Below are 13,510 nucleotides of genomic sequence, written 5' to 3' on the forward strand. Positions count from 1 at the left end.
AGAGGGTGAGTGGTGCTTAATAAGTATCTGCGAAAATCCCTTAGATTCCGGTAAAACACAAACTCACATGCCGCTTTTGTTGGCTCGATAAAATTTGTAGACGATATTGCCAAAGCGGTTTCTAATTCTCAGAGTTAAGGTTGAGTGTAAGTAGAAGGCCAAGCACAATGAGTGAGCATATGGAAACAGATTCAAGAAAAATCGTCGATAATATTTTGAGCGATATGGCGGAACTCAATGACTGGATCTGTATTGCTGATGCAACTGGGGCGAATGGGAAAAACTCGTTTTATGCTACGTATGACGATGTCGTTACCATCCTTAGCGCAGTCAAAAACTCCTCAGCAGTGACGCTTGGAAAGCTCGGCGCAGGATTTCAAGACCTTCCGGATAGTTGGTCTCCTAGGGAAATAGCGAGCGAAGTGTTTTCCTCCCCGGATCCTAACGGTGAGATGATGAACTTCTGGATAAGGGAATTGGAAGACCCCCAGCGCTAGCTGCCGCAATCTTCACACCGCAAGTATGACGTTATCGATGAGGTGAATTCTGCACCTGGGGAGGAGGGCTATTTCACCTTTCGGTCTGGATGGACTACCGCAGTTTGAACTCTACGACGTCTACTTCGTCATCGTCACCTAAACCGGGATAGTGAGCATCTAGCGCTTTCTGAAGCTCGGTGAGAGAGCCAAAACCGTCATTTCGGGCTTGCTTTTCCGACAATTCACTTCGCCGGGTGGAGGTAACGGCTGTGACCTGTGCAGGAATGGTGACGATCTCTCCAGATTCTTTCTCGAAGACAATGTGGGCATCTCCTTTATGGAAAGGATCATCTACCCGGATGGTTTGTTGCTTTTCTCCGCTACGAATTGATTCCTCGTAGCCTTCCCACATGTAGATGCGCTGCTCTTGTTCCATATCTCGCCAGTTGAATGCGAATGGCAAGAGTTCTTCTACGGTAGGTGCTTCAAGTCCATTGCTTCCGCGCACGATGCACCGAATGGACGGATCAACATCAAAAAGCACCTGGCGGCATTTACCGCAGGGAGGAATAACTTGACCAGTAGGTCCGTATACGGCGACTACTGCTTGGATTGGGTCCTCTGGATAACTAGAAGCATGGTTAGCTAAAGCCGAGACTTCCCCACAAGGACCACCGAGGAAGTGGTGCGCGTTCAAACCGAGTACGTGTTTTCCTGATTTGGTAAGGAGTGCTGCGGCTACAGTGTGATCTCCTCCGTCCTGAAAGCGCCGTGCGTGAGTAGTTGCTTTGGCTAGCAAATTTCGAAGTTCGTTAGTAATCACTCTTTAAGCGTAATAATTGCCAACGCGCTTTATCTATGTGAAGACAGAGATCGGGAACATCGGGGTTTCTTGGATGCATAAAAAATTGCTGGGCTTAACAGACGTCCTCATGAATGCTATGACTACCGCTTTTGTGGGAGCGCGCGTGTGGGCAGATAATGCAGGACGGCAGTCGGAATAAGCGATGTGCCGCAGCAATGACAGAAGCAGTCCTCTTTCTTTGCGCTTTAACAGGTGGGTGGATCCGCCGAAAACCGCGTTAGTGCGTAAGTTGAGCGTTTACCACCCTTCTGCGTACTGGGTGTGCAGATTGTGATCGATTTGCTTGTGTACACACAAATCAAAATTCTGTAAACGATGCCTGTTGCTGCTTTTGAGTCTTTAAAGCGTTGGAGTTCAGCCCCTCACTCCATGGCGGATACACTCTAAATCCTCTCTTTCCTGGGGTTGCTCCGGAGGTAATACCGAGACGTTGTAAATCTTGATTGCTAAATTGAAACACACCTCGGTGATCTCCTTGAATCACAAAGACTAGGAGACCGTCGCCGCAGGAAGAATCTTCAAAAGGCACGGATTCCCCTTCATGGTTGCGTTGCCAGAATGCTACGAAGGCTCCCGGCTTAGAAGGCGTGGTGCGTGCTGTGCGAACATGCCAGGTTTTAGCTCCCAACTCGGCTATTCCCGATTCATAATTCGCATTATCACTTGTTCCGTTGATGGTGCCCTCTAAATTAAAGGACGCCATGAATCGGTAAAAGGATTCAAATTTCATTTTCTACGTGATGTATACAGCTACTTTCGTCCAAATTTCAAGCTTAAGGAAAGCGGCGGAGGGCAACAAATTCCCCACGTTGTTTGAAGTGCCCAGGGTTGGGGCCGATTGGTCTTAAACGCATTCTGGGCCTTGTCGAAGGAAAGTTCTGGATCGATCTATTGGGACGTTGGGTTTAGGGTGAGGTCATGCTTTTTGATTCCCTGCCGCGACCGAGCGTGCGTGTGGCTCCGGGGGTGGGTCATGTGCCGGAGTGGGTGGGCGTCGATAAGCAGAAGGCCTTGGTAGAAGAGATGCGTGGCATTGCGCGCGAGTATGCGAATACGCCGATGGCGATGGTGCGCCCCCGGCTGAAATCCGGCGGGCAAATGAGCGTATTTCAGCTGCATTTGGGCAGGTATTGGCATTATCCCAGCTATCGGTATGTGGACAATATGGACGGTACACGGGTTCCGCCGGTGCCGGAGAGCCTGCGGCGGATTGCTCCGGGGGCACTGCGCGCCGCAGCCGAGGTGGCACCTGAGCTAGAGCCGTGGGTGGAGAACTTCGTGCCGGAGATGGCGCTAGTTAATTACTATCCGCCGGGCTCGGCCATGGGCATGCACGTGGATGATTCGGAGGAGTCACCTGCCCCGGTGATTTCGCTATCCATTGGGGATGAGGCTCTTTTCCGCATGGGCCATACCGAATCGCGCACGCGGCCGTGGGATGATATCACGCTGTGCTCTGGGGATTTGGTGGTCTTTGGTGGGCCAAAGCGTTTTGCCTACCACGGGGTAGTGCGCGTTAACGACGGTACGTTGCCGGAGGGGTGCGGGTTGAGTGAGGGACGTATCAACATCACCATCAGACAAGTATCTGCGCGGGCGGTAAGCTAGGGACGTTACATAAAGCTTGAAGGAAAGAAGGTTCTCTTATGTCTCGTATCGGCATCATCATCGGCACTACCCGCGATAACTCGGCCGGCAAGGTCGTGGGTGAGTGGCTTTATGATCTTGCCCAGGGGCGCCAGGATGGGGTGGAGTACACCTTGCTGGACCTCAAGGAGTTTGATGTTCCGCTGCTGACCACTGACGTCATTCCTGCCACCGCCAATAAGCAGTATGCGGATGAAAAGGTGCAGGCTTGGTCTGATGCAGTGGATGCCTGCGATGGCTTCGTATTTGTTACCCCGGAGTACAACCGCTCGGTGCCGGGTCCGTTCAAGAATGCCTTCGACTGCTTGGCCGGGGAGTGGACCGGCAAGCCAGTCGCGTTCGCCGGTTACGGTCCAGCGGGCGCAATCCGCGGCGTGGAAGCATGGCGCACCATCGTGGTCAACTTCTCCATGCCGCAGCTGCGCAATCAGCTCGACTTCGGTTTCTTTACTGACTGGACCGAAGGCGAATTCCGCCCCGTGGATGCCAAGGTAGAACGCACCAATTCCTTGCTGGCCGAGCTGGAAGATGCCGTTACTGCCTAGTCAGTTCGCACTGCGGCCACGTTCTGGCCCCGCAATAGGTGAACGAGACCGATAACGTGGCCGCACGTTGGTCTCTTACAACAATTCAGCCCCCGCGCTCTTTCCGAGCAGCGGGGGCTGACTATTAGGTGGCCGGCTTAGTTACTGCAGGCCAAATTGATCCCAAGCGGCAGGGGAGAGGTTCTGGTACACGTGTTTGTGCTCCTGGTACTCGGCCAAGCCGGTGGGGCCAAGCTCGCGGCCGTTGCCGGACTGCTTGAAGCCGCCCCACTCTGCCTGCGGCAGGTACGGGTGGAAGTCGTTGATCCAGATGGTGCCGTGGCGCAGGGCGCGGGCTACGCGCTCGGCGCGGCCGGCGTCGGAAGTGTAGACAGCGCCTGCCAAGCCGTACTCGGTGTCATTCGCGATGGCGATGGCCTCCTCCTCGGTGGTGAAGGTCTCGATGGTCACGGTCGGGCCGAAGGCCTCGTCGTGGACGCAGTCCATCTTGCGGGTAGCTCCGTCAATGATGGTCGGCAGGTAGTAGACACCAGCGCCCAAGTCGGTGTTGCCGGTGCCGTGCTGGCCATTGGTGTCCTCGCTGGTGGCGGCGCGGCCACCGGTGAGGATCTTGGCGCCCTGCTCGCGAGCCTTGTCCACGTAGGCAGCAACCTTCTCGCGGTGCTCGGCGGAGATGAGCGGGCCGGTCTCGGCCTTGTCATCGGTCGGGCCGCCGATCTTGATCTTATTGGCGCGCTCTACTAAGGCGTCGACGAACTTATCGTGCAGGGACTCTTCTACGACGATGCGGGAGCCTGCGGAGCAGACCTGGCCGGAGTGGAAGAAGGCGCCATTGAGGGCGTTGTCCACGGCGACGTCGAAATCAGCATCGGCGAAGATGACGTTCGGGTTCTTGCCGCCGAGCTCGAGCGCGGTGCGCTTGACGGTCTCCGCCGCATTCTTGGCGATGATCTTGCCGGTGACCAGGCCACCGGTGAAGGAAACCATGTCTACATCAGGGTGCTGGGAGAGCGGGTTACCGCAGTTAGCGCCGGCGCCGGTAATGAGGTTGCCTACGCCGTCCGGCAGACCGCACTCCTTGAGGGCGGCCATGAGCAGCATCGCGGTGTGCGGGGTGAGCTCTGCCTGCTTGAGGACGAAGGTATTGCCGGCAGCCAGGGCCGGACCGACCTTCCAGGAGACCTGCAGCAGCGGGTAGTTCCATGGCGTAATCAGGCCGCAGACACCGACGGGCTCGGCGTCGATGCGGGAGCGCAGGTTGGGATCCTGCGGGTCGACTACGCGGCCGGCCTGGTGCTGGGCCAGGGTGCCGAAGTACTCGAAGGCGTTGGCAATGTCATCCATATCACCCAAGGACTCCTCGTAGCGCTTGCCGGTATCAGCGGACTCGGCCTGAGCGAAAAGCTCCTTGTGCTCACGGATGAAATCGGCAACGCGGATGACGAGCTTGCCGCGCTCGGCGGACGGGGTATTGGCCCACTCGCCGTTATCGAAGGTTTCCCGGGCAACCTTGATGGCGCGCTCGGTGTCCTCGTCGGATGCCTCGGAAACTAAACCGACGGTGGAACCATCGGCCGGGCAGATGATGGTGCGGGTCTCGCCGCTCTGGGCGGCTTCCCACTTACCGTTGATGAACAGGGACTTCGGGGCGCCATCAGCATGCACGCCCTTCAGCAAATCGGTCTGGGTGGGGTCGAACAAAGTGTTCTGGGTGCTCAAGTGAAAAGCAACCTTTCTCTCATAGAGGTAGTTGTAAGGGCCAGCTTAGCTATCTTCGCGCCAGGTGCGCTCGGGCTCGGCGCCATCGGAGACATCGGAGTCGCCCGGCTGGGTCTGCTGCATGTAGAGGAAGGCCAAGTGACGCTCATAAAGATCCAGCACATTGTTAATGATCTGGTTCTCGGAATAGCCGTAGACGTCATAGCCCAGCGAACCGGTCATATCGTAGACCTCGAGGCGGTAGTACTCGTCGCCTTCGCCCGCGCTGAAGTCGGGGCGCTCGGCCGCTACCGGGAAGAGCTGGTAGCGGAACATGCGCTCATTGTGCAGCTTTACTTCTAGGTCGAGCTGGGGCAGTTCGACGTCGGGAAGCTCGCTGGTGAGCAAGATGGCGTCATAGCCACGGGTACGCATGTGGGTAGCAACCTGCTCCAAAGCGTAGGTGGCGGTATCGCGCAGGTAGGTATCCATCTCCTGCTTGGAGGGGTAGGTATTGGCGCGGTCGAGGCGGTTCTTCCACAGGTTGGAATCCGAAGGCTCGCGCTCAGTACGGGAAGAAATCACGCCGTGTATAGCGGTGGTGCGGGCCTCGCGCTGCACGTTTTCAAGGCGCAGGGACTTCCACAGGGAGAACATGATGAGGTAGACCACGAACGCGAAGGGCAGGCCCATCACGACGGTCGCGGACTGCACGGTGGCAATGCCGTCGATCTGCAGCAGCGCCAAGGTCAGCGCACCTACGGTCACGGACCAGAAGATGCGCAGCCAGCGCGCGCCATCCTGACGGTTATCGGTGATGCGGGAGGTGAAGTTGGACATCACCAGCGCGCCGGAGTCGGCTGAGGTGATATAGAGCAGCAAGCCAATAAAGGTGGTCAAGAAGATGACGATGCCAGAGCCTGGGAACTCGTGCAGCATGTCATAGAAGCCCTGTTCCGGCACGTTGATCGCGTTTTCGGCGAACTCGGGGTAGTCACCGGAGCGGACCATGTCCAGGGCGGTATTACCGAAGAAGGACATCCACATCAGGATGAACAGGAACGGGAAGGTCAGGGTGCCAAAGATGAACTGGCGCAGGGTGCGGCCGCGGGAGATGCGGGCCAGGAAGAGGCCGACGAAGGTAGCCCAGGCAATCCACCATGCCCAGAAGAAGAGGGTCCAGGACTGCATCCAGGTATCCACGTTGGCTTGGTCATCGGCAAAGGCGAAGGTTTCCATGGTCCAAGATGGGAACTTCGAGACATAGTCACCGATATTGGTCACGATGGCATCGAAGAGGTAGGCGGTCTTGCCAAAGACCACGACGTAGATCATCAGTGCAATGGCCAGGTAGACGTTCAGCTCGGAGAGGAAGCGAATACCCTTATCCACGCCGGATACGGCCGAGAGGGTGGCAATAGTGATGGCGATGATGATGAGCGCGGCCTGCAGACCGAAGCCCTGCTCAATGCCGAAGATGAGGTGGAAGCCATAGGACAGCTGCACCACACCGATACCCAGGGAGGCGGTCACACCGAAGACGGTGCCTAGCATGGCGGCGATGTCTACCGCGGAGCCGATAGGGCCGTGCACGCGCTTGCCGATGAGCGGGTAGAGCGCGGAGCGGATAGCTAGCGGCATATTGAGGCGGTAGGCAAAATAACCGAAGGCCATGCCCATCAGGGCGTAAAGAGCCCAGCCAGTCAGGCCATAGTGGAACATGGCGTAGACCACGGCTTCCTTGGCGGCTTCCATGGTCTCGCCGTCACCCACCGGTGGCTGCATGTACATGGTCACCGGCTCGGCCACGGCGAAGAACATGAGGTCCACGCCGATGCCGGCGGCAAAGAGCATGGACGCCCAGGAGAAGGTATTGAATTTCGGCCGCGAGTGGTCCGGTCCGAGGCGGATATTGCCAGCATTGGAAAAGGCAATATAGAGCACGAAGACCACGGCGATGGTGGCGGTAAGGACATAGAACCAGCCGAGGTTGTGGCCGATCCAGCCGGTGACGCTAGCCAGGGTTTCCGCCGCGGAATCACGGCCGAGCCCGGCATAGAGCGCCATGGCGATAATGAGGACGCCGGAGATGATAAATACCGGCCAGTTTGTCTTGGGGGCAGGGACCTGATCCGCGCCTACGGCATCGCCGGTTTCAGCTTTGTAGCTGCCGACGAGGGCACGAACTTGGTAGCGCGGGCTGCGCTTCTTGGGCTCTCCAGATGGGGTTGCGAGAGAGGTGTTTTTACCCCCTTGTTGGGGGTCTTTACTTGAAGTGTGAGACTCCTCAGGATCGTGAGGGGCAAAGTTAGCCATCTACTTCTCCTATTGTTGGTTGTTTTGGGCCGAATCTTTCGCACGGGTGCCCCAAAATGCTCACAAGATCGCAGGGAGAGATAGGTGAGTGAAATGAATCATATTCGGGCGAACTATGCGCAAAGACTTCGGATTTCATCTCCAGAGACATCCATCCGGACAAGGTAAATATACATTAAGATGGGCAAACTTCTAGAGGGATGTGTACTCTGGAGGTAGTGCCCGCACATAAGGCGATGTGAATAAATACAGACTTTTGTATAAATTACAATATTTTCACTTCCGGTGGGGCGATCTTGACGTGTGAAATATTTCACAGAAAGAAGGGGATTTATGGGTTTTATGGACAAGCTGACCAAGAAGCGTTCCGCTAAAAAGGTCACCGATGAAGTAAGCGACGTAGTCGTCGTTGGCGGTGGCTCCGCAGGCTCCGTCATCGCCGCACGCCTGACCGAAGACAAGAACACCCGCGTGCTGGTCCTCGAGGCCGGCCGCCCAGATTCCCTGTGGGATCTGTTCATTCACATGCCATCCGGTTTCTCTTTCCCAATCGGTGCAAAGAACTATGACTGGATGTACGAGTCCGATCCGGAGCCGGAGATGAACGGCCGCCGCGTCTACCATGCCCGCGGCAAGGTTCTCGGCGGATCTTCTTCCATCAACGGCATGATCTACCAGCGCGGTAACCCGATGGACTATGAGAAGTGGGGCCAGAACCCGGGCATGGAGAACTGGGACTTCGCCCACTGCCTGCCGTACTTCAACCGCATGGAAACCGCCGCTGCGGCCGAGCCGAACGATCCGCGCCGTGGCCACGATGGCCCGCTGTACCTCTCCCGCGGTCCGGCTACCTCCGAGCTCTTCCAGGCCCTGTTCAAGTCTGTGCAGGAAGCCGGCTACAACCTGACCAATGACGTCAATGGTTACCGCCAGGAAGGCTTCGCTCCGTTCGACCGTAATATTAAGAACGGCAAGCGCTGGTCCGCTGCCCGCGCTTACCTCTACCCCAACATGGATCGCGAGAACCTCGAGATCCGCACCCGCGCATTTACCACCAAGATCCTCTTCGAGGGACAGAAGGCCGTCGGCGTCGAGTACGAGTGGCAGGGCGGCGTTCACCGCGTTTATGCCGAAAAGATCGTGCTGTCCGCCGGTGCCATTAACACCCCGCAGCTGCTGGAAATCTCCGGCATTGGTGACCGTGAGATTCTGGAGAAGCACGGCATCGACGTCGTCAAGCACCTGCCGGGTGTGGGCGAGAACCTGCAGGACCACCTCGAGGTCTACATCCAGTATGAGACCACCAAGTCCACCGCGTCCTCCCAGCCTTACCTGGATAAGTGGCGCTGGCCGTTCATGGGCCTGCAGTGGCTGCTGACCCACAAGGGCCCGGTTGCTACCTCCCACTTTGAGGGCGGCGGCTTCGTGCGCTCCAATGAGAATGAGGATTACCCGAACCTCATGTTCCACTTCCTGCCGATGGCCGTGCGCTACGACGGCCAGAAGGCGGACGTCAAGCACGGCTTCCAGTGGCACGTGGGCCCGATGTTCTCCGATACCAAGGGCCACGTTCACATCAAGAGCGCCGATATCCACGACAAGCCGTCCATCCTCTTCAACTACCTGAAGACCGACCAGGACCGCCGCGAGTGGGTTGAGGCCGTACGCGTTGCCCGCTCCCTGCTGGATACCAAGGCTATGGAAGAGGTAGGCGCCCGCGAGTTCAGCCCGGGCCCGGATGTCCAGACCGACGAGGAGATCCTGGAGTGGGTCCGCAACGATGGCGAGACCGCGCTGCACCCATCGTGCACCGCCAAGATGGGCGCGGAGTCCGATCCTATGGCCGTAGTTAACCCAGACACCATGGGTGTATGGGGCGTCGAAGGCCTCTACATTGCGGATGCCTCCGTCTTCCCGTCCGTGACCAACGGCAATATCTACGCCCCAACCATGATGGTGGGTGAGAAGGCTGCCGACCTCATCGCCGGCCGTACCCCGCTCGAGCCGAACCACGCTGAGTGGTACAAGGCCAAGCAGGATATGCCGCTCTATGCTGAGGGCGAAGCAGTCCGCGATCACAAGCACTCCATCCAGGGCGCTGACCACTAAGCACCCCCGCGCCGGATGGCTGTAGCGCCGCGTTCCCTTTTCCTGGGGGCGCGGCGCTTTTGCTTGCCGACGTCTCCCTTTCCCACCGCGTACCCCTCCGCCTGACCAGAACCATGATTTAATCGCCTCGCAAGGAACCAGGTCCAATGCAATGGGGCGCCAGAGTAAAGGAAGGCATTAATGCTCAGCATTATCGCTCTAGTCATTAGTATCGTTTTCGCCGTTGCCGTTATTAAAAAGCTCGATGACATCGATGCGCACTTAAAGGAACTACTCGCCTCGCGCGAAGATGGCGAAACACCGCGTTAATCGTGCGGGTGGCTAAGGAGATGGTGAACAAATTTCGAATTAACCAACTGCAAAAGGCCCATACCGCCCGTGAAATGGAATTTTCCTGCGATGTAGCTTGAAGGCTATGGCTTCGTAGACCAAAGTGGTTTCCAAGCAGCAGTTCCAGTACTTCGTACGCAGGGTAGCCAACACTGCCGACTTCAAGGAAGTATCATTCCCGGATACCAGCGAAAAGAGTTAGTCATTTGGCTATTAGAAAGCTTCGCTACGTGTGGTTCGACCCGTACGCAATGTCCGTGAGTGTCTAGCCCTTGATGGAGAACCTGGTGTCAGTGTCGCTGGCCGCACCTACGCCGCCGTCATGTCCGCCGACACCCTGTTCATCACCATCCCCACAGGGGTGGGTGTGGACATCCACGTGAAGATTCTGGAGAATTTCGCCGCCCACGTCGCCCCCGCGTTGAGTTGGCAGCCGAACCGCGAAGGACCAGTCATCGGCTATCCCATCGACTAATTCTTGCAGGTCGCAGGACTTTCGCGTGACTGTTAGTTCAGCCCATTTTAAATAGTTCATCGCACACTGTATAGTTCAGCGCATGCTGACTATTGCTTCGCGCCTCGACGTCATGAACCGGCTCGGCCGGGCCATGGCTGATCCGACGCGCTCCCGAATCCTGCTAACCCTACTAGACGGTCCGAGCTACCCGGCCGTGCTCGCGCAGAGCTTGGATCTGACCCGCTCGAACGTCTCGAATCACCTATCCTGCCTGCGCGATTGTGGCATTGTCGTAGCTGAGCCGGAGGGCCGCAAGACCCGCTACGAAATCGCCGATCCCCACCTCGCGGCAGCGCTCGAAGCGCTGGTCCACGCGACGCTGGTCGTCGACGAGAATGCCCCCTGTATCGACACTGAGTGCTCGGTGCCCGACTGCGGCGAGAAAGGAACGGACGCATGAGTTCAGCATGTGGATGCGAACACGAACCTGCTACGGAGATTGACGAGCTCGATCGGCCATGGTGGAAGGACCCTGAGCTACTGCTGCCGATCTTCTCCGGCGTAGCCCTCATAACAGGACTGGCGCTGGACTGGTCCGACTTGGAGACGCCCGCGACGGTACTTTATTGGGTTGGCCTGCTGTTGGGCGCTTACACGTTCGCGCCTGGAGCGATCCGGAACCTTGTCACGAAGCGCAAGCTCGGCATTGGCTTGCTAATGACGATCAGCGCGGTCGGTGCGGTGATCCTCGGATTCGTCGGAGAGGCCGCGGCGCTAGCGTTCCTGTACTCGATCGCCGAGGCACTGGAAGACAAGGCGATGGACCGGGCCCAAGGCGGACTGCGGGCGCTGTTGAAGCTGGTACCGCAGACCGCGACGGTGCTGCGCGACGGCACAGCGGCCGAGGTCGAAGCGAAGGACCTCGAGGTTGGCGAGCTAATGCTCGTGCGCCCCGGGGAGCGGATCGCCACGGACGGCATCATTCGATCCGGGCGCTCCAGCCTTGACACCTCAGCGATCACCGGAGAATCCATTCCGGAGGAGGTTGCGCCCGGCGACGAAGTGCCTGCGGGAGCGATCAACTCCGCCGGGGTGCTGGAGGTCGAGACGACCGCAGCTGGAACGGACAACTCGCTGACCACACTCGTGGACCTAGTCGAGCAAGCGCAGGCGGAAAAGGGCGACCGCGCCCGGATCGCCGACCGGATTGCCCAACCCCTAGTGCCCGGGGTGATGATCCTGGCGGTGCTGGTCGGCGTTATCGGCTCACTGCTGGGCGACCCTGAGACGTGGATCACCCGTGCGCTGGTAGTCCTGGTCGCAGCGTCGCCGTGCGCGCTGGCAATCTCCGTGCCGCTGACGGTCGTGGCCGCGATCGGCGCGGCCAGCCAGTTCGGAGTGGTCATCAAGTCCGGCGCGGCGTTCGAGCGACTCGGCGGCATCCGTCACCTGGCAGTGGACAAAACCGGAACCCTTACCCGCAACCAGCCTGAGGTTACCGGAGTGGTCCCGGCAGACGGATTCGATCGGACGCAGGTGCTTTCTTTCGCGGCGGCAGTTGAGCAGCAATCGACGCACCCCCTCGCCGCGGCGATCGCGGCAGCGGGGCCCGAAGCGCGCACCGCCTCGGACATCAGCGAGGAAGCTGGGCATGGCATCGGCGGCACCGTCGAAGGCCGACGGGTGCTGGTGGGCAGCCCCCGATGGATCGACGCCGGGCCACTGAAAGCAGACGTTGAGCGCATGGAGTCCGAGGGCCAGACCTGCGTCCTGGTCACCGTCGATGACGCTCTCGCCGGGGCGATCGGGGTCCGCGACGAGTTGCGGCCCGAGGTGCCCGAAGCCGTGCAGGCCCTGCACGCCAACGACGTGGAAGTAAGCATGCTCACCGGCGACAACACTCGCACCGCCCGGGCGCTGGCTGGAATCGCCGGAATCAACGACGTGCGCGCCGAGCTGCGCCCTGAGGACAAGACAAGCATCGTCGCCGAATTCTCCTCCAAGACGTCGACAGCGATGATCGGCGACGGCATCAACGACGCGCCGGCACTGGCGGGCGCGACGGTGGGCATAGCGATGGGAGCGACCGGCTCTGACGCCGCGATCGAGTCCGCTGACGTCGCCTTCACCGGCCACGACCTCCGGCTAATCCCGAAGGCGCTGCAGCACGCCCGCCGAGGAAGCCGGATCATCAACCAGAACATCGTGCTGTCTCTGGCCATCATCATCGTGTTGTTGCCACTGGCGATCAGCGGCGTGCTGGGCCTGGCCGCCGTCGTGTTGGTTCACGAGGTCGCCGAAGTGATCGTGATCTTGAACGGCCTGCGGGCTGCGCAAGCGAAGCACTGAGGCTGTGACCGGCAAGTCTCATAAGGGTTAAACCACACACGCCGAGCGGACACACCTTGGGCCAGGCACGTCATTCGAGTTTACGGTCCGTCTCCGTGGAATCGGGATCGTACTCGGTGATCTGTCCCTTCTCGGTGCGTGTGGGCACGGGGGCTGTGGGCGAGCCACCACCCAGCACGTGCCCCAGCCGGTCAAGGGCCCCGAGCGCGCGGCGTCTCCAGCGCAGATCGTGGAAGGATCGAACTTGCTCAGGGACCAAGCGTCACCGCGAGACTCTTTACGTCCTGCAACTTGAATAGTTCAGCGGCCTTGATACCGCGGACATCCATTCGGAGTGTCGCCGAGTCTCATCGACACAGCCTGCGACTACCTGGGCAGTGTGTTTGACAAAGGACCCCACCCTCATCAGCATTACCGAGCCCTCGCCGTTCCAGTTGCCGTAACCGACTAGATGCAGATTCTTCACCGCGGTTTTCGCGCAGTTTATTCGCCCCGATATCTCGCCCACTTGGACCGTTGCGGTGGCGGCAATCCGCGTGGCGATGCCCGTGGCGTGGTTTTCTACCTTTGCGCTCATTGTGCGCGCGGCATCGCGCTGGATTGCGCATCATTTCGCGACCATCGATATCGTTTCCGGTCTTATCTTTGCGGTGCTGGGACTCGTAATGGCCGTGGAGGGCATCATCGAGCTCTTCAGTTAGTGCAGGTGGCGGAT

General features: G+C 58.8%; 13 protein-coding genes. 9 read left to right on the forward strand and 4 right to left on the reverse strand.

The window, feature by feature from the left end; all coding sequences use genetic code 11:
- The first annotated feature begins 167 nt into the window (after positions 1-167).
- On the forward strand, positions 168-497 hold the full coding sequence (locus L8V22_RS06825) for a hypothetical protein (protein WP_238801681.1): 330 nt from the start codon (positions 168-170) through the stop codon (positions 495-497).
- Positions 498-591: 94 nt separating this feature from the next.
- On the opposite strand, the gene L8V22_RS06830 is transcribed toward L8V22_RS06825, so the two are convergent.
- Together L8V22_RS06830 and L8V22_RS06835 are read right to left on the reverse strand one after the other, a co-directional pair.
- Entirely contained in the window at positions 592-1,302 is a 711-nt protein-coding gene (locus L8V22_RS06830) for an ASCH domain-containing protein (protein ID WP_238801682.1), read from the reverse strand.
- A gap of 340 nt (positions 1,303-1,642) precedes the next feature.
- Complete coding sequence (locus L8V22_RS06835) at positions 1,643-2,074, reverse strand: MepB family protein (protein WP_238801683.1); 432 nt, start codon at positions 2,072-2,074, stop codon at positions 1,643-1,645.
- Between the two features lie 188 nt (positions 2,075-2,262).
- Here L8V22_RS06835 and L8V22_RS06840 point away from each other — a divergent pair, with 188 nt between their 5' ends.
- Both L8V22_RS06840 and L8V22_RS06845 read left to right on the forward strand, forming a co-directional pair.
- A complete protein-coding gene (locus L8V22_RS06840) occupies positions 2,263-2,952 on the forward strand; it encodes an alpha-ketoglutarate-dependent dioxygenase AlkB (RefSeq protein WP_238801684.1) in 690 nt (229 codons plus the stop codon).
- A gap of 38 nt (positions 2,953-2,990) precedes the next feature.
- Positions 2,991-3,536 (forward strand): NADPH-dependent FMN reductase, encoded by a 546-nt coding sequence (locus L8V22_RS06845; RefSeq protein ID WP_238801685.1) that lies wholly within the window; start codon positions 2,991-2,993, stop codon positions 3,534-3,536.
- A gap of 141 nt (positions 3,537-3,677) precedes the next feature.
- On the opposite strand, the gene L8V22_RS06850 is transcribed toward L8V22_RS06845, so the two are convergent.
- Both L8V22_RS06850 and betT read right to left on the reverse strand, forming a co-directional pair.
- A complete protein-coding gene (locus tag L8V22_RS06850; protein WP_238801686.1) occupies positions 3,678-5,255 on the reverse strand; it encodes an aldehyde dehydrogenase family protein in 1,578 nt (525 codons plus the stop codon).
- A 45-nt stretch (positions 5,256-5,300) separates the two neighbouring features.
- Positions 5,301-7,550, reverse strand: coding sequence for a choline BCCT transporter BetT (betT, locus tag L8V22_RS06855; protein ID WP_238801687.1), 2,250 nt, complete (start codon positions 7,548-7,550; stop codon positions 5,301-5,303).
- Between the two features lie 333 nt (positions 7,551-7,883).
- On the opposite strand from betT, the gene betA reads away from it, so the two are divergent.
- The 6 genes from betA to L8V22_RS06885 all read left to right on the forward strand — a co-directional run bounded on the left by betA (position 7,884) and on the right by L8V22_RS06885 (position 13,496).
- The gene (gene betA / locus L8V22_RS06860) at positions 7,884-9,659 is read left to right on the forward strand and encodes a choline dehydrogenase (RefSeq protein WP_198492330.1); all 1,776 of its coding nucleotides are present in this window, start codon (positions 7,884-7,886) and stop codon (positions 9,657-9,659) included.
- 180 nt (positions 9,660-9,839) lie between these two features.
- Positions 9,840-9,968 carry a hypothetical protein gene (locus L8V22_RS06865; protein WP_005276220.1) on the forward strand — a complete coding sequence of 43 codons (129 nt, stop codon included), beginning with the start codon at positions 9,840-9,842 and terminating at the stop codon, positions 9,966-9,968.
- Between the two features lie 253 nt (positions 9,969-10,221).
- Positions 10,222-10,464 carry a hypothetical protein gene (locus L8V22_RS06870; RefSeq protein WP_049358962.1) on the forward strand — a complete coding sequence of 81 codons (243 nt, stop codon included), beginning with the start codon at positions 10,222-10,224 and terminating at the stop codon, positions 10,462-10,464.
- 82 nt (positions 10,465-10,546) lie between these two features.
- Positions 10,547-10,906 carry a Cd(II)/Pb(II)-sensing metalloregulatory transcriptional regulator CmtR gene (cmtR, locus tag L8V22_RS06875; RefSeq protein ID WP_238801688.1) on the forward strand — a complete coding sequence of 120 codons (360 nt, stop codon included), beginning with the start codon at positions 10,547-10,549 and terminating at the stop codon, positions 10,904-10,906.
- On the forward strand, positions 10,903-12,795 hold the full coding sequence (locus L8V22_RS06880; RefSeq protein ID WP_238801689.1) for a heavy metal translocating P-type ATPase: 1,893 nt from the start codon (positions 10,903-10,905) through the stop codon (positions 12,793-12,795). The genes cmtR and L8V22_RS06880 overlap by 4 nt, the downstream gene beginning before the upstream one ends.
- A 548-nt stretch (positions 12,796-13,343) precedes the next feature.
- Positions 13,344-13,496 (forward strand): hypothetical protein, encoded by a 153-nt coding sequence (locus L8V22_RS06885; RefSeq protein WP_269966426.1) that lies wholly within the window; start codon positions 13,344-13,346, stop codon positions 13,494-13,496.
- The last annotated feature ends 14 nt before the right edge of the window (positions 13,497-13,510 follow it).

The sequence above is a fragment of the Corynebacterium yonathiae genome (genome assembly GCF_027570195.1).
Lineage (GTDB): Bacteria > Actinomycetota > Actinomycetes > Mycobacteriales > Mycobacteriaceae > Corynebacterium > Corynebacterium yonathiae.